The sequence below is a fragment of the Rhodococcus sp. WB9 genome, assembly GCF_007558985.1.
GTDB lineage: Bacteria > Actinomycetota > Actinomycetes > Mycobacteriales > Mycobacteriaceae > Rhodococcus_F > Rhodococcus_F opacus.
The window spans coordinates 5,234,021-5,249,095 of sequence record NZ_CP041769.1 but is presented as its reverse complement, the minus strand read 5'-3'; the positions used below and the strand labels follow the sequence as shown (position 1 = coordinate 5,249,095).

Annotated in this window: 15 protein-coding genes; 12 read left to right on the top strand and 3 right to left on the bottom strand. The window is 69.0% G+C overall.

What is annotated here, in order from left to right:
- Nucleotides 1-21 precede the first annotated feature (21 nt).
- From FND50_RS24435 to FND50_RS36285, 4 genes are all read left to right on the top strand, one after another.
- The gene (locus FND50_RS24435; RefSeq protein ID WP_144287389.1) at nt 22-885 is read left to right on the top strand and encodes a ComEA family DNA-binding protein; all 864 of its coding nucleotides are present in this window, start codon (nt 22-24) and stop codon (nt 883-885) included.
- Entirely contained in the window at nt 885-2,444 is a 1,560-nt protein-coding gene (locus FND50_RS24430) for a ComEC/Rec2 family competence protein (RefSeq protein ID WP_144287388.1), read from the top strand. Before FND50_RS24435 ends, FND50_RS24430 begins: the two co-directional genes overlap by 1 nt.
- Nucleotides 2,445-2,495: 51 nt before the next feature.
- Nucleotides 2,496-3,461, top strand: a complete 966-nt coding sequence (locus tag FND50_RS24425; protein WP_144287387.1) for an LLM class F420-dependent oxidoreductase — start codon at nt 2,496-2,498, stop codon at nt 3,459-3,461.
- A 195-nt stretch (nt 3,462-3,656) separates the two neighbouring features.
- On the top strand, nt 3,657-3,827 hold the full coding sequence (locus FND50_RS36285) for a hypothetical protein (protein ID WP_005261277.1): 171 nt from the start codon (nt 3,657-3,659) through the stop codon (nt 3,825-3,827).
- 10 nt (nt 3,828-3,837) lie between these two features.
- On the opposite strand, the gene FND50_RS24420 is transcribed toward FND50_RS36285, so the two are convergent.
- Entirely contained in the window at nt 3,838-4,566 is a 729-nt protein-coding gene (locus FND50_RS24420) for a GAF and ANTAR domain-containing protein (protein ID WP_144287386.1), read from the bottom strand.
- A gap of 134 nt (nt 4,567-4,700) precedes the next feature.
- On the opposite strand from FND50_RS24420, the gene FND50_RS24415 reads away from it, so the two are divergent.
- Both FND50_RS24415 and FND50_RS24410 read left to right on the top strand, forming a co-directional pair.
- Nucleotides 4,701-6,251: a carboxylesterase/lipase family protein gene (locus FND50_RS24415; protein WP_144287385.1), complete on the top strand. Its 1,551-nt coding sequence runs from the start codon at nt 4,701-4,703 to the stop codon at nt 6,249-6,251.
- A gap of 46 nt (nt 6,252-6,297) precedes the next feature.
- Nucleotides 6,298-7,407: a glutamate--cysteine ligase gene (locus FND50_RS24410; protein WP_144287384.1), complete on the top strand. Its 1,110-nt coding sequence runs from the start codon at nt 6,298-6,300 to the stop codon at nt 7,405-7,407.
- Here the strand turns inward: FND50_RS24410 and FND50_RS24405 are convergent.
- Nucleotides 7,400-8,155, bottom strand: a complete 756-nt coding sequence (locus tag FND50_RS24405) for a hypothetical protein (RefSeq protein WP_144287383.1) — start codon at nt 8,153-8,155, stop codon at nt 7,400-7,402. The genes FND50_RS24410 and FND50_RS24405 overlap by 8 nt on opposite strands.
- Before the next feature lie 119 nt (nt 8,156-8,274).
- Here FND50_RS24405 and holA point away from each other — a divergent pair, with 119 nt between their 5' ends.
- Nucleotides 8,275-9,252: a DNA polymerase III subunit delta gene (holA, locus tag FND50_RS24400; RefSeq protein ID WP_005261272.1), complete on the top strand. Its 978-nt coding sequence runs from the start codon at nt 8,275-8,277 to the stop codon at nt 9,250-9,252.
- A gap of 70 nt (nt 9,253-9,322) precedes the next feature.
- On the opposite strand, the gene rpsT is transcribed toward holA, so the two are convergent.
- Nucleotides 9,323-9,583 carry a 30S ribosomal protein S20 gene (gene rpsT / locus FND50_RS24395; protein ID WP_005248015.1) on the bottom strand — a complete coding sequence of 87 codons (261 nt, stop codon included), beginning with the start codon at nt 9,581-9,583 and terminating at the stop codon, nt 9,323-9,325.
- A gap of 305 nt (nt 9,584-9,888) precedes the next feature.
- On the opposite strand from rpsT, the gene FND50_RS24385 reads away from it, so the two are divergent.
- The 5 genes from FND50_RS24385 to FND50_RS24365 all read left to right on the top strand — a co-directional run bounded on the left by FND50_RS24385 (nt 9,889) and on the right by FND50_RS24365 (nt 15,073).
- Nucleotides 9,889-11,532: a circularly permuted type 2 ATP-grasp protein gene (locus FND50_RS24385; protein WP_144287382.1), complete on the top strand. Its 1,644-nt coding sequence runs from the start codon at nt 9,889-9,891 to the stop codon at nt 11,530-11,532.
- Nucleotides 11,532-12,503: an alpha-E domain-containing protein gene (locus FND50_RS24380; protein WP_005248011.1), complete on the top strand. Its 972-nt coding sequence runs from the start codon at nt 11,532-11,534 to the stop codon at nt 12,501-12,503. The genes FND50_RS24385 and FND50_RS24380 overlap by 1 nt, the downstream gene beginning before the upstream one ends.
- 8 nt (nt 12,504-12,511) lie before the next feature.
- Nucleotides 12,512-13,342 carry a transglutaminase family protein gene (locus FND50_RS24375; protein WP_011594353.1) on the top strand — a complete coding sequence of 277 codons (831 nt, stop codon included), beginning with the start codon at nt 12,512-12,514 and terminating at the stop codon, nt 13,340-13,342.
- 64 nt (nt 13,343-13,406) lie between these two features.
- Complete coding sequence (locus tag FND50_RS24370; protein ID WP_144287381.1) at nt 13,407-14,180, top strand: aquaporin; 774 nt, start codon at nt 13,407-13,409, stop codon at nt 14,178-14,180.
- 131 nt (nt 14,181-14,311) lie between these two features.
- On the top strand, nt 14,312-15,073 hold the full coding sequence (locus FND50_RS24365; protein WP_144287380.1) for an SGNH/GDSL hydrolase family protein: 762 nt from the start codon (nt 14,312-14,314) through the stop codon (nt 15,071-15,073).
- Nucleotides 15,074-15,075: the final 2 nt, after the last annotated feature.

The window sequence follows — 15,075 nt, the reverse complement described above, 5'->3', positions numbered from 1 at the left end:
GCGCACTTTACCGTCGACTCCATGGGCATCAGGGAAGAACGTTCGAGGGGCCGGACCCGGCTCGCGTTCCTGACGTCGGGGGAACGCGATGCGGTGCCGCCCGACACACCGGCGGCGCCGGAGTGGCTGGCCGAGCCGAGCGGAAACGTCCTCGACGGCGACACGACGTGGTCCGCCGACCGCCACCGGGGCGGATTCTCGCTGCCGGACCGATGGCGGGACGCACGATTCGATCCCGGGCGGACCGGGGCGTTGGTGCTGATCGTGGTGGGAATCGTCGTCGCGACGGCCACCGTGCTCGGCGTGCGCAGCGATCGGCCGGAGACGCAGGCCGTTCCGTCGTTACCCGCCGCCGGAGTGCATTCCCTGACTCCGGCACCGGCGACGACGACTCCCGCCGCGGCGGCGTCGGCACCCGCCCCGGCGGAGGAGATCGTCGTCAGCGTCGTGGGACTGGTGGCGTCGGCCGGTCTCGTTCGGCTGCCACCGGGCTCCCGGGTCGCGGACGCTCTCGCCGCTGCCGGGGGAGTGCGCGACGGCGGTGACACCCTCGGATTGAATCTGGCTCAACGACTTTCGGACGGCGATCAGGTGCTCGTAGGTGCCGCGACCACCCAGGCGCCACCGAGCGCGGTGGGGGGTGCCTCCGCAGGATCGCCGGGGCCCGTCGGCGCACCGGCCGCCACGGGCGGAGGGCTCGTGAACCTCAACACGGCGACGGAGACAGAACTCGACGCACTTCCCGGTGTCGGACCCGTCACGGCGGCGGCGATCGTCGCGTGGCGAACGACTAACGGCAAATTCACCGACATCTCGCAACTGGGGGAGGTGGACGGGATCGGGCCGGTGCGGCTGGAGAAACTGCGCGGCCAGGTCACCCTGTGATGCGCAACAACGAACCGCGGCTCCTCGACTTGCGGCTTCTTCCGTTCGCCGGGATGTGCTGGGCGGCAACGCTGATCGGTATCCTCGGAGGCTCCCGGGCGGCGGGGGTCCTCGTGGCGATCCTGTCGGGAGCGGCGGTTCTCCTCGCCGCGGGATGCGCCCTGCGGGGGCCGGGACGGTGGACGGCCGGGACGTTGGCGGTACTGCTGTTCGGGTCCTGCTGCGCTGCAGGGGTGGCCTGGCGGGTTCAGGCCGCGGAACGGCACCCGATGACCGAACTCGCCCGGAACGAGACGTGGGTGACGCTCGTCGTCACCCTTGCCGACGATCCCCGGGAGATCGCCGGCTTCGGACGACACGTCCTCGTGAACGCGAACGTCGTCGAGATCCGCCGGGCCACCGAGACGATCCACTCGGGCGGTGCGGTGGTCGTCCTCGCCCCGGCGGACGGGTGGCTCGGACTGCTGCCGGGACAGGTTGTGGTCCTGCGCGGGCAGGTGAGCCCTCCGCGGCACCGGGACCTGAGCCTGGCCGCGGTCCGGGTGTCCGGACCGCCCGCGGACGTCGGTCCCGCGCCACCGCATCAGCGGTGGGCAGGCGCTCTGCGTGCGCGGTTCGCCGCTGCCGCCGCCGTCCTGCCTGCCGACGAGGCAGGACTGTTGCCGGGGCTGGTGGTCGGCGACACCTCGGCGCTGCCCCGGGAGGTGAAGGACGACTTCACCGCGACCGGACTCACCCATCTCACGGCGGTGTCCGGGGCGAACGTCAGCATCCTGCTGGGAGCGGTCCTGCTCGTGGTCCGAGGGGTGGGACTGGGTCCCCGCGCGGGTGCGGCGCTGGCTGGCGCGGCGCTGATCGCATTCGTGGTGATCGCGCGACCGTCACCCAGCGTGCTGCGCGCCGCGGCGATGGGCTCGGTCGCCCTGCTGGCGCTCGTGACCGGACGGCGGAAACAGGCGATGCCCGCGCTGGCAGCGGGTGTCATCGCCCTGCTGGCGTGGTCACCGGGGTTGGCGGTGGACTTCGGCTTCGTTCTCTCGGCGACCGCCACTGCAGGGCTGATCGTGATCGCGCCGGTGGGGGTCGACGTGCTGGTGGGCCGCGGCTGGCCGCGGGCAGTGGCCGAGACGGTGGCGGTGTCCGTCGCCGCCTTCGCCGTCACCGCTCCGATCGTGGCCGCGATGGCGGGGACGGTGAGCCTGGTGTCCGTCTGCGCGAACATCCTGGTCGCCCCCGTGGTCGGCGTGATCACCGTGGCCGGAGCGGTCACCGCGCTGATCGCAGGGGTCAGTGTTCCCGTCGCGGAAGTGGTGGTGCGCGTGACCCAGTGGCCGCTGTGGTGGCTCGTCACCGTGGCCGAGCGGGGCGCGCGGATTCCGGGTGCGTCGATTCCGGTGCCCTCCGGGCCCGCCGGTGCGGCGATCGTCCTCGGTGCCGTGGTGGCGCTCGGTGTCACGCTACACAGACGCGGACCCCGGCTGGTGCTGGCGGGAATCGCGATCGGCGTGCTGGTGCTGTGGGCGCCGATCTGGCCGTCGTCGCTGGGTCGCCTTGTGTGAGCGCGCCCGAATCCGGGAAACCTTCGCAGAACTCGAGGAAGGGACGACGACATGCAGGTGGGGTTCAAGCTGATGGCCGAGACGTTCGATCCGCGGGAGATCGTGCGGCAGGCGGTGGAAGCCGAACGGGCCGGCTTCGACTTCGTCGAGGTGAGCGATCACTATCACCCCTGGCTCTACAGTCACGGACATTCGGGATTCGTGTGGTCGATGCTGGCGGCCGCCGCGGCACGGACCGACCGGATCGGTCTGGCGACCGGTGTCACCTGCCCGTTCGTCAGATATCACCCCGCGATCATCGCGCAGGCCGCGGCCACGACCGCCGTCCTCAGCGAGGGCCGGTTCACCCTGGGACTCGGTTCGGGGGAACGGCTGAACGAACATGTCGTCGGTGGCGGCTGGCCGTCGGTGACCACCCGGCACCAGATGCTTCGTGAGGCGATCGACATCATCCGCCTGCTGTGGTCGGGCGGCTACCACTCGTACGAGGGCAAGCACCTCACCCTCGACGACGCACGCGTCTTCGATCTGCCCGACGTGCCGCCCACGATCGCGGTCGCTGCGGGCGGCACGGAGGCAGTCGGGATCGCCGCGGAACTCGGCGACGGACTGTTCGCCACCGAAGCGGATCCGGACCTCGTGAAGGCCTATGCCGGGGCCGGTGGGTCGGGGCCCAAGTACGGGGAGGTGCCCCTCGCATGGGCGCGTGACGAGGAATCCGCGGTCGAGTCGGCGCATCGGTTGTTCCGGTTCGGGTTGACCGGATGGAAGGTTCAAGCGGAACTGCCGAATCCGATCAACTTCGAGGCGGCGGCGGCGTCGATCCGCACCGAGGACGTCCGCGACGCCATGGCGTGCGGTCCGGACGTCCGGCGGCACCTCGAGGTGGCAGGCACTTTCGTCGATGCCGGGTTCGATCATCTGGCGCTGATCAACGCGGGGCCGGACGTCGACGGCTTCTTCGAATTCTTCGCCAACGAGTTGAGTGAGCCGCTGCGGGCGCTGGCAACGTCCTGATATATGTTGTGCCGCTGTCACTTTCGTCTCCGGAGTGTGCCGCTCGGCACGCTCGGTGCGACGGCGGCGGAACGACGTCCGTATCGTTTCGACTTCGATTCCCGATGTGCGTATGCGACACCGAAACACCGACTACCATCCGGTGGCAGATGCCTGAGGTGAACGGTCTTGGAACGCACCCGCATTGGAGGGCGAATGTCGGAATCGGAGCGGACAGATCTCGATGTGGACGACGAGCTCGACGCCGGGCAGGTGTGGAGGGCGCAGCGGGTCGTTGCTGCCCAGTCACTCGACGCCGAAGACTGCCGCATGCTCCTGTCCATGCTCGGCATCGCGGGTAACCCCGATGCGCCGGAGGTGGACTGACCGACAGCGGTCAGGTCACCTTCCGGTGATGGTGAGCGACGATTTCCTGCGCCACCTTCGCCAGTTTGACATTCATGTCCTGCGAGGTGGTGCGGAGAATCTCCATCGCCTGAGTCTCGGCAATGTTGTGGAACGCCATCAGCAGACCCACGGCCTTCCCGATTTCACGGTTGCTGGCCAGGCCTGCCCGCAGTGTCTCGGCCTCGGCGTGCTCGTGGACGGCCGCCAGCGCCACCGCCGCGAACGATGCGAGCATGATGCCCTGCTCGACGGACGTGGTGTTGAGTGCCCCCGCCGTGTCGGAGAACAGATTGAGGGCGCCGACCTTGCGCCCGAGGATGACCATGCGAAATCCGGCCGCACCGCGCACCGGCGTGTGGGCCAGCACCCGCGCCGACAGCCGCGGCCACTGCGACGTGGTGGAGAGGTCCGTCTCGAACTGGGGCGTGTCGCTGACGATGGCATCGACGCACGGTCCCTCGTTCTCGTCGCGCTCGTACTCGTCGACGCGGGCGGCCACGTCGTCGCTGGCCGCGGCCGTCACGTAGCGGGATCCCTCCCGGAGCATCAGGCTCGCGTGGTCACAGCCCTCGACGAGTAGTGGCGCGGCGTCGCAGATGGCTTGGTGGACGTGCCCGAAATCCTGACCCGCGTAGAGAAGATCGGCGAGGATCGCGAACGTCGCGGCCGACCTGCCGACAGCCTGCGAGCGCGTCGTATCGGGCACTGTGTCTCGCATCGGTTCCTCCAGCGTGCGGGCATGCGCCCGGCTCACTGATTCAGTCTGCCAGAGAGGGCGGTCGCTGCAGGTCCCGGGCCGGAGGAATTCCCGATCGGACTCCGGGGGCGGTCGTCCCGGGCGAAGATGACGGCATGGTTTCGCGCACCGAGGACCCACAGGTGACCATCGGCCAGGCGACGCTGCGGGGTGTCCGCCTCGACGGCGTCCGGTCATGGAAAGGCATTCCCTACGCCGCGCCGCCGGTCGGCGAGTGGCGGCTCCGCGCCCCGTGCGCGCCCGAACCGTTCACCGGGGTGCGCGACTGTTCCCGGTTCGGTTCGATCGCACCGCAGAACGAGCACGGCCCGCTGCCCATCGACCCCGGACTGACCATCGACGAGGACTGCCTGACCCTGAACGTCTTCGCCCCCGCGACGGACACGGAGCGACCGCGGCCGGTGATGGTGTGGATCCACGGCGGGGCGTATTACCTCGGTTCGTCCGGACAGCGCATGTTCGATCCGACTCGTCTGGTCGAACGCGGCGACGTCGTGGTCGTCACATTCAACTACCGGCTCGGTGCGCTGGGATTCTTGGACTTCTCCTCGTTCTCGACCGAGAAGCACCCGTTCGACACGAACCTGGGCCTACGCGATCAGATCGCGGCACTGACCTGGGTCCGCGACAACATCGCGGCGTTCGGCGGCGACCCGGGTGACGTGACCCTGTTCGGGGAGTCCGCCGGTGGCGGCGCGGTCACCACGCTGATGACGTCCCCACCGGCGGAGGGACTGTTCCACCGTGCGATCGCCGAGAGTTCGCCCGCGACGTCCGTCTACGGCAGTGACCGCGCCGCGAGCATCGCCGAATCGTTCCTCGAGCTGCTCGACATCGCGCCCGCCGACGCGAGCCGACTCCGCGACCTGCCCGTCGACGTGCTGACCAAGGCCTGCGTCGAACTCGTCCAGCAGGTGCCCGCACGGGTCCCCGGCACCCTGGCGGTTGCCCCGACCGTCGACGGCGACGTGGTCCCGCACCACCCTGTCGCGGCATTCCGCACAGGCCTCGCACACCGGATTCCGCTGCTGATCGGGACGAACAAGGACGAGGCGTCGATGTTCCGGCTCATGAAGTCGCCCCTGATGCCCATCACCCCGGACACCGTGCACCAGATGTTCGTGGCGATCGCCGCCGATCACCCCGACCTCCCGGCAGACGAGGAGCACGAGGTGGCGGCCGCATATCCCGACTACCCGAAGAAACGCTCGGCCATGGAGATCTCGCGGGACGCCGCGTTCCGAATGCCGACGCTGTGGATCGCGGAAGCGCACAGCCGCGTCGCCCCGACCTGGCTGTACCGCTTCGACTACGCGACACCGTTCCTGCGCGCCGCGCGGATCGGCGCCACCCACGGCACCGAGGTGCCGTACGTCTTCGGGAACTTCGGCGTGGTTCCGCACGACCCCACGTTCAAGCTCGGTGGGCACCGAACCGCCGGTCACGTGTCGGAGCGGATCCAGCGACGGTGGCTGTCGTTCGCCACCGAGGGCACCCCGGACGGAACGGGAGAGGAGGTCGGCTGGCCGCGGTACGACGAGGCGGATCGCACGACCCTGCTGATCGGCAAGAACGACGCGGTCGTCGCCGATCCCGACCGGGAACTCCGCCGGGCCTGGGGTGAGGAAGTCATCGGTTTCACCTGAGCGGCGGCCCGGTTTCGTATCCGCGGAACGGGGGGATACCTCCTGAATGAGCCCTGCAGCAACGAAATCGGGTCGCGACCTCAGTGTGGGAGTCGAGGAGGAGTTCTTCCTCGTCGACGAGTCCGGTCACCTCTCCGCCGCGGGACCCGACGTGGTGGCCGAGGCCGGCCACGACATTCACGGGCTTCAGCGTGAACTCGCCCGATGCCAGATCGAGACGGCGACGGGTGTGTGCCACACCGGGGAGGAACTGCACGAGGAGCTGCGCAGCCTGCGCCGCCGGCTGGCGAAGGCCGCCGCGGGCCGCGACCTGTTGCTGCTGCCCAGCGGGACGTCCCTGATCGTCGAGGGATTGCCCCCGGCGATCACCCCGAGCCCGCGGTACGAGGAGATGGCCCGCCACTTCGGGTCGATCGTGGACACGGTGACCACGTGCGGCTGCCACGTGCACGTGGGGATCCCGAGCCGCGACGTGGGTGTGCAGGTGAGCAACCTGGTCCGCAGTTGGCTGCCCGTGCTGCTCGCGCTCGCCGCGAACTCCCCGTTCCACAGTGGGCACGACACCGCGTATCACAGTTGGCGGCACATCATGTGGTCGCGGTGGCCGTCGGCGGGACCGCCGCCCCACTTCGATTCCGCGGACCAGTACGAGGCGACGGTCGGCGCAATGATCGGAACCGGTGCCGCCATGGATCGGGGAATGATCTACTGGCACGTCCGGCTCTCCGACAAGCAACCGACCATCGAGGTCCGGATCGCGGACGTCGCCATGACCGCCGCGCACGCGGCGCTCTTCGCGGTGGTCGTGAAGGGGCTCGTCGGGTGGGCGCTGCGGTCGCTGGAGGACGGCCTCACCGTGCCGTGGCTGCGCGGCGAGCTGCTGCGGGCGCAGTTGTGGCGCGCGGCTCGCGACGGACTCGACGGCGAATGCACGAGCCCGGCCGCGGATCGGTCCCAGCCGATCCGCCTGCAGCTGGAAATGCTGAACGAGTACGTGGACCCGGGGCTCGGCGCGAGTGATCGGGCGTTCCTCGAGTCGGGGCTCGACACCGTGTTGCGGGAGGGCACGGGCGCCGAGCGGCAACGGGCCGAGTTCGGGCGCGTCGGCACGCTGGCGGCGGTGGTCGACCTCCTGACGCGCGAAGTGGTCAGCTGACCGGGGGCGGCGGAGTCGGCTCGGTGACACCGGCGGTGGTGGAGCCGATATAGCCGGGATGCAGCAGTCCGGCGGATCCTATGCCCGTGAGCAGGGCGCCTGCGCTGGTGTCCGGTCCGGTGCGCAACGGACCGGGGTCGTCGATCAACGCCTCCACGGTCGCGGTGTCGACCAGGGTGAGGTCGATGCGCTGCCCGACGGGTTGGTAGACGGCGAGGACGACCGGATCGGGGTAGTGGGCGGCGGTGCGGCGCATGACGTGGAACGCGGGGTCGGTGCCCAGGGCGAGCACGGTGACCTCGGCGAACGACGCGAGCCGGTCGGCGAGCGCCCGGCCGGCGGCGTTGCGCCACGTACGCCCGTACAGGGTGAGCGCGTCGGACAGGTGACGCTGCTCGTTCTCACCTCGCGGGCTGCCGCCCGCCGGGTCGAGCAGGGCCCGCCACCGGTGTTCGTAGAAGTCGCACGCCGTGTCGAAGTCGCCGTCGGAGCCGGCCGCCGCAACGTCGCGATGCGAGGGCGATGCGGGTTCGAGGACGGATCGACCACCCGCGAACAGTGTCTCGGCGTGCCCGGAGGCCGAGCAGCGGGTCACCAGTTGCACCGACCATCGGAGGAGCAGCCCGTCGCGGCAGGTGTACCGGAAACTCAGCTCGTACCGGTGCCCTGCCGCGCGATCGTCGTCGAGGTCGATCATGTGCGCGTAGTCTTCGCGGGTGACGCCGTCCACCTCGGTTTCCGCGGTCATATGATCGAGTGTCCACCGCCGACGCGACCGCTGCGTGGCGATCGCCCGTGTTCGGCCTGCTCGGTCCCGGTTCCCGGGGTGTCGGCGACCGTGTCCGCCCCACGTGGCACGATCTTCGCGTGAGCACTCCAACTCAGCTCGAACAGCTCCATCTGGTCCTCGGTGACGAGGAATTCCTCGTCGAACGCGCGGTGGCGCAGGTCATCGGCCACGTCCGCGCGAACGCGGACGTGGCCGCGGGCGCGGAGCTTCCCGTCAACCGGTTGCGGGCGGGTGATGCTGGGGCGGCCGAACTCGCCGAACTGCTCAGCCCCTCGCTGTTCGCCGAAGATCGCGTGGTGGTGCTGGAGGCCGCGGCGGAGGCGGGCAAGGACGCCGTGGCACTGATCCTGGACGCGGCCGGCGACCCGCCACCGGGCGTCGTCCTGGTGGTCCTGCACTCGGGCGGCGGACGTGCGAAAGCGATGACCGGGGCGCTGGAGAAACTCGGAGCCGTGGTGCACCCCTGCGCCAAACTGAAGTCGGGCGACCTGATCGGGTTCATTCGCGGCGAGTTCCGCACCCTCGGGGTGCGGGTGTCGCCGGAAGTGGTGCAGAGCGTGTTCGAAGGAGTCGGCTCGAATCTGCGCGAACTGGCCGCCGCGTGCTCGCAACTCACGGCCGACACCGGCGGAAAGATCGACGTCGCCGCCGTCCAGCGGTACTACTCGGGCAAGGCCGAGGTGAGCGGATTCGACGTCGCGGACAAGGCCGTCGCCGGCGACACCGCGGGCGCGATCGAGGCGCTGCGCTGGGCGATGCTGCGTGGCGTGCCGCACGTGCTGCTGGCGGACGCGCTGGCCGATGCGGTGCACTCGATCGCCCGGGTGGCCCCGGCGGGGCGGGGAGACCCGTTCCGGATGGCGTCGGAACTCGGTATGCCGCCCTGGAAGATCAAGAAGGCGCAGGCCCTCGCGAAGGGCTGGACACCGACGTCGGTGGGGGAGGCGCTGCGCATCGTGGCCGCCCTGAACGCCGACGTCAAGGGCGCGTCGGCCGACGCGGACTACGCCGTCGAGAGTGCCGTGGGCCGCGTCTCCCGGCTACGACAGGTCTGACGGAGACACGACAACAGCCGCTCGGTCCGAGGATCGAGCGGCTGTTGGAGAGCCTACGACGGAAGAACCGTCAGATCTTGTTGATCGCCTGCGCGAGAGCAGACTTCTTGTTGGCAGCCTGGTTGGCGTGAATGACGCCCTTGCTCGCTGCCTTGTCGAGCTTGCGGCTGGTGGCGACGAGGAGCTCGTTGGCCTTGTCCTTGTCACCGGCCGCCGCAGCCTCGCGGAACGAGCGGATCGCCGTGCGCAGCGAGGACTTCACCGACTGGTTACGGAGTCGGGCCGCCTCGTTGGTACGGATCCGCTTCACCTGGGACTTGATGTTGGCCACGCGTAAAATCCTGTCGTCTTAAGCTGGTTACGGTCGAGAAAGCTCTGGGCGCACACATATGCACCGACAGGCGAGATTACCAGTGATCGGTGTCCGATCTCAAACCGGCGCCGGACGCGCCGACAAATCCTGCGGCTGTGCTGCTGAAGGGGTGTACATGTAGCAGCATGTCTGGGATGACGCCCCCAGCATCGAAGTCGTCAACAGTAACGAAATCGTCGGCAACCTCGAAAGCCCCCGTCCGAAAATCGGGAGGAAGCACGCAGGCGGGTGCGAAGGCATCGGGAACCCAGCCGCGGACGCGGGTGACCGCCCGGCCGCGCAAGCCCGCAGAACCCGCCCACGTGTTCGACGGGTACACCGACATCGGGCGCTACGGGCTGGCGTTCGACGAGATGTTCGACCGCGACGGCACCGTCCGCCCGCCCTACAAAGGCGTCTTCAAGGCGCTCGAGCCCGCGGACCGAGCCGATCTCGCCGCCCGATCCGACGCCCTCGGCAGGGCGTTCATCGACCAGGGCGTGACGTTCTCGCTGTCCGGTCAGGAGCGACCCTTCCCGCTCGATCTGGTTCCTCGGGTCATCGCCGCTGCCGAGTGGACGCGTCTCGAGAAAGGCATCAAGCAGCGCGTGCAGGCGCTCGAGATGTTCCTCGACGACGTGTACGGGGAACAGCGCATCCTGCGTGACCACGTGCTGCCGAAGCGGTTGGTCACCTCGTGCGAGCACTTCCACCGGGCGGCCTCCGGGATCGTCCCGCCGAACGGGGTGCGGATCCACGTCGCCGGAATCGACCTCGTCCGCGACGAGAACGGGGTGTTCCGCGTACTGGAGGACAACCTGCGTTCGCCGTCGGGAGTGTCGTACGTCATGGAGAACCGCCGCACGATGGCGCGGGTGTTCCCCGACCTGTTCATGTCACACCGTGTGCGGTCCGTCGGCGACTACGCCTCCCATCTGTTGCGGGCGCTGCGCGCTTCCGCCGCCCTCAACGAGGCCGACCCGACCGTCGTGGTGCTGACGCCCGGGGTCGCGAACTCCGCGTACTTCGAGCATTCGCTGCTCGCGCGCCAGATGGGTGTCGAACTGGTCGAGGGCCGCGACCTGTTCTGCCGCGACAACATGGTCTACATGCGTACGACCGAGGGCGAACGCCAGGTCGACGTCATCTACCGCCGCATCGACGACGACTACCTCGACCCCATGCATTTCCGCCCGGATTCCGTGCTCGGGGTGGCCGGCGTGCTGAACGCGGCCCGGGCGGGCAACGTCGTCATCTCGAGTGCCGTCGGCAACGGGGTCGGTGACGACAAGCTCGTCTACACCTACGTCCCGCAGATCATCGACTACTACCTCGGTGAGAAGCCGTTGCTCGCGAACGTCGACACATTCCGGTGCTGGCTCGACGAGGAGTGCGAACAGGTCCTGGACCGGGTCGACGAACTGGTGATCAAACCGGTGGAGGGTTCCGGCGGCTACGGCATCGTCTTCGGCCCCGACGCGTCACCCAAGGAACTGAACACGATCGCCCGGAAGATCAAGGCGGACCCGCGCGGGTGGATCGCGCAGCCCGTCGTCCAGCTGTCCACGGTGCCCACCAAGGTCGGGGACGAACTGGTTCCCCGGCACGTCGATCTGCGGCCCTTCGCGGTCAACGACGGTGACGACGTGTGGGTGCTGCCGGGCGGGCTCACCCGCGTGGCCCTGCCCGAGGGGTCCCTCGTCGTGAACTCCAGCCAGGGCGGCGGCAGCAAGGACACGTGGGTGCTCGCGAGCAGGAGCTCCGACGAGGAGCGGGAACTCGCAGGTGAGGAGCTCGTGGCCGAGCCTGCGCAGTCCGCCGAGGCCGAGCAGGGACCCGAACTCAGCACGACTCAACTGCAGCAACAACAGCAACAGCAACAGCAACAGCAACAGCAACAGCAACAGGGCCAGGGAGGTGATCGCTGATGCTCGCGAGGAACGCGGAATCGCTGTACTGGATCGGCCGGTACGTCGAGCGGGCCGACGACATGGCCCGCATTCTCGACGTCGCCGTGCATCAACTGCTCGACGACGCCTCGGTGGACCCGGACCGCACGTCCCGGTTGCTGCTGCGGGTGCTCGGCATCGAAGCGCCCGACACCGAACTCGACGTCCGGTCGGTGACGGAACTGGTGGCGTTCAGCCGCAACCAGGTGGGCTCGATCATCGACTCCCTCGCCAGCGCCCGCGAGAACGCGCGGGGTGCCCGGGAGGTCACGTCCAGCGAGATGTGGGAGTGCCTCAACACCACGTACAACGGCCTCGCCGAACGGGAGCGGGCGTCCAAGCGTCTCGGGCCGCACGAGTTCTTCCGGTACGTGGAGGAACGCGCGGCGATGTTCGCGGGTCTGGCCGATTCGACGATGAGCCGCGACGACGGATACCGCTTCCTGCTGCTCGGCCGCTCGATCGAACGCGTCGACATGCTCGCGCGGATGCTGTTGTCCCGTGCGGGCGACCGCCCGTCCTCGCCGGCGTGGGTGACGGTGCTGCGCTCCGCGGGAGCCCACGACACCTACCTGCGCACATACCGCGGCGCGCTGGACGCCAACCGGGTGGTCGAGTTCATCCTGCTGGACCGGCTGTTTCCGCGGTCGGTGTTCCACGCCATCCGGCAGGCGGAGTTGTGCCTCGCCGAACTCGACCACCAGCCCGACAGCCGCGTCGGACCCAGGGCCGAGGCGCAGCGTCTCCTCGGCAGGGCCCGCAGCGAACTCGAGTTCCTGCCGCCCGGCGTGCTCCTCGAGGATCTCCAGGATCGGCTCGCGGGGTTGCAGGAAACCTGCCGCGAGCTCGGAGAAGCCATCGCGCTGCAGTATTTTCACGCCGCGCCGTGGGTGGCGTGGACCGATGCACGGGCCGTCGGCGGCGAAGCCGTCGTGGAGGGAGAGCTGTGAGCTGGCGTATGAGAGTCGTGCACACCACCGGGTATGCCTACGACGCACCGGTCACGTCCTCGTACAACGAGGCGCGACTCACCCCTCGCGGTGACAGCAGGCAGACGGTGATCCTGAACCGGGTCGAGACGACGCCGGCGACGCGGTCGTACCGCTACACCGACTACTGGGGCACCGCCGTCACCGCGTTCGATCTCCATGCGCCGCACAAGGAACTCGAGGTCACCGGGCTGTCCGTGGTCGAGACCGAACCGTTCTGGGAGCCGGAGGAGAAGGTGGACTGGGACGAGCTGGCCAGCCCTCCGCTCACCGACCGGTTCAACGAACAGCTGAGCAACACGACGTTCGTGCCGCGCAGCCGCAAGCTCGACACGATCGCCCGGGACCTCCGCAAGGGCCGCACTCCCGACGAAGCCGTTGTCGCGGCGGCGGACTGGGTGCATCGGGAGATGGATTACGTTCCGGGCACGACGGGCGTCCACACGTCCGCGGTCGACGCCTGGGCCGAGCGGCAGGGCGTGTGCCAGGACTACGCGCACCTGACGCTGGTCCTTCTGCGCAGTATGGGAATTCCGAGTCGCTACGTGTCCGGCTATCTGCACCCGAAACCCGATGCGGCGGTGGACGACACGGTGGCGGGGGAGAGTCACGCGTGGGTCGAGGCGTGGACCGGTGCATGGTGGGGATACGACCCCACCAACGCCGTCGCGGTGAACGAACAGCACGTGTCGGTGGGTATCGGACGGGACTACGCGGACGTTCCGCCGCTCAAGGGCATCTTCTCCGGTGGCCGGGCGACAGATCTCGAAGTCGTCGTGGAGATCACACGCCTGGCGTAAAGTGCCAGCCAGATCTCTCTGTGGAAAGCATGACTAACGATCCATTTCGACGAAGGTGGGTTCAATGTCTCCAACCGCACAGGAATACGTAGAAGTCGAACCGATCTCGGATCTCAAGAAATACGTAGCAGAGGCGGTCGGTACGTTCGTACTGGTCTTCGCGGCGGTGGGTACGGCGGTCTTCGCCGGAGCCAAGGTCGGAAACCTCGGTGTGGCACTGGCATTCGGACTGACGCTCCTCTTCCTCGTCTACGCCATCGGCCCGATCTCGGGCTGCCACGTCAACCCGGCCGTCACCGTCGGACACCTCGCGCTCGGCCGGTTGTCCGTCGCGAAGGCGGGGTTGTACGTCGTGGCACAGGTCATCGGCGGTCTCGTCGCCGGAGTGGTGGTCTACGCGATCGCGCAGAGCCTGCCCTCGTACAACCGGGCCACCGACGGTCTCGGCGCCAACGGCTGGGGCGCCCACAGCCCGTCCGCCATCAAGGGGCCGCTCGGCGGGGTCATCGAGAACGGGTACGGCATCGGTGCGGCGATGATCATCGAAGTCCTGCTCACCGCGCTGCTCGTGTTCGTGGTCCTCGCATCCACCGACCAGATCTCCGACGTCCCCCTCGCCGGTGTCTCCATCGGATTCACGCTCGCCGTGATCCACCTCGTGTCGATCCCGATCGACAACACGTCCGTCAACCCCGCCCGCAGTCTCGCCGTCGCGCCGTACCAGAACGGCGCGCTCGCTCAGGTCTGGCTGTTCATCGTGTTCCCGTTGATCGGTGGCGCGGTGGGAGCGCTGGTGTACCGGTCGCTGTTCGGCCGGTACGACCGACTGCAGAGCTGAGCACCCACCGACCCGTCCCGGACCGGCGCGCTCTGCGAGCCGCAATTTCCACGTGCGTCGTTCTCGCGCTCACCGGGGCGGTCCCGGCGACCGCGTCCGCCGAGGACGCGCCGCAGCGGGGACCGACATATGTGGCACTCGGCGACTCCCGGGCGGCCGGGCCGCTCATCGAGTTCTCCGAGCACCGCGACCTGTGCCTGCGATCACCGGACCTGAACTACCCGGCGAAGCTGGCGCGGCTGATCGGCGCGGCCACCGTCATCGACGTCACCTGTTCCGCCGCGAAACCCGCCCACGTGATCAGCACGCCGCAGTTCGTGGGGACGGGATTCGCTCCGCCGCAGATCGACGCGCTCCGCCCGGACACCGACGTCGTGACGCTCAGCATCGGCGGGGGCGGTTCCAATCACCTGCCCGTGTCGGTGCGCTGCGGCGCCGTCGTTCCCGGCGCAGATGCCGGTTGCCGCAACAACCCACGGGCGGAGGAACTCACGGTCGAGGGGATCGCGCAGATGGCGCCCCAGGTCGACGCCGTGGTGGCTGCGATCGTCGCGAAGGCGCCGAACGCCGAGGTCTACCTGATCGGGCACGGCGGCTCCGTCGGACGACGCGGCTGCTGGCCGAACCTGCCCGTGTCCGACGCGGACGCGGTCTGGCTCGAGCGATACTTCGCACGGTTCAACCAGATCTACGCCCAGGCCGCGGCCAGGTACGGCGTGCACTACGTCGACATCGCGACGGCCGCCGTGGACGGTGGGCACGACGCCTGCGCGCCGGCGGGACAGCGATGGTTCGAGGGCATCCTGCCGCAGTCACCCGCCGAACCGGCACACCCCAACGCGCTCGCGATGACCGCGATCGCCGAGATGATCGCCGAAGATCTCGGCCGGTGACC

Coding starts and splice junctions, on each gene's coding strand:
- FND50_RS24435 (WP_144287389.1), top strand. CDS start 22: ATGGGCATCAGGGAAGAACGTTCGAGGGGCCGGACCCGGCTCGCGTTC.
- FND50_RS24430 (WP_144287388.1), top strand. CDS start 885: ATGCGCAACAACGAACCGCGGCTCCTCGACTTGCGGCTTCTTCCGTTC.
- FND50_RS24425 (WP_144287387.1), top strand. CDS start 2,496: ATGCAGGTGGGGTTCAAGCTGATGGCCGAGACGTTCGATCCGCGGGAG.
- FND50_RS36285 (WP_005261277.1), top strand. CDS start 3,657: ATGTCGGAATCGGAGCGGACAGATCTCGATGTGGACGACGAGCTCGAC.
- FND50_RS24420 (WP_144287386.1), bottom strand. CDS start 4,566: ATGCGAGACACAGTGCCCGATACGACGCGCTCGCAGGCTGTCGGCAGG.
- FND50_RS24415 (WP_144287385.1), top strand. CDS start 4,701: ATGGTTTCGCGCACCGAGGACCCACAGGTGACCATCGGCCAGGCGACG.
- FND50_RS24410 (WP_144287384.1), top strand. CDS start 6,298: ATGAGCCCTGCAGCAACGAAATCGGGTCGCGACCTCAGTGTGGGAGTC.
- FND50_RS24405 (WP_144287383.1), bottom strand. CDS start 8,155: ATGACCGCGGAAACCGAGGTGGACGGCGTCACCCGCGAAGACTACGCG.
- FND50_RS24380 (WP_005248011.1), top strand. CDS start 11,532: ATGCTCGCGAGGAACGCGGAATCGCTGTACTGGATCGGCCGGTACGTC.
- FND50_RS24375 (WP_011594353.1), top strand. CDS start 12,512: ATGAGAGTCGTGCACACCACCGGGTATGCCTACGACGCACCGGTCACG.
- FND50_RS24370 (WP_144287381.1), top strand. CDS start 13,407: ATGTCTCCAACCGCACAGGAATACGTAGAAGTCGAACCGATCTCGGAT.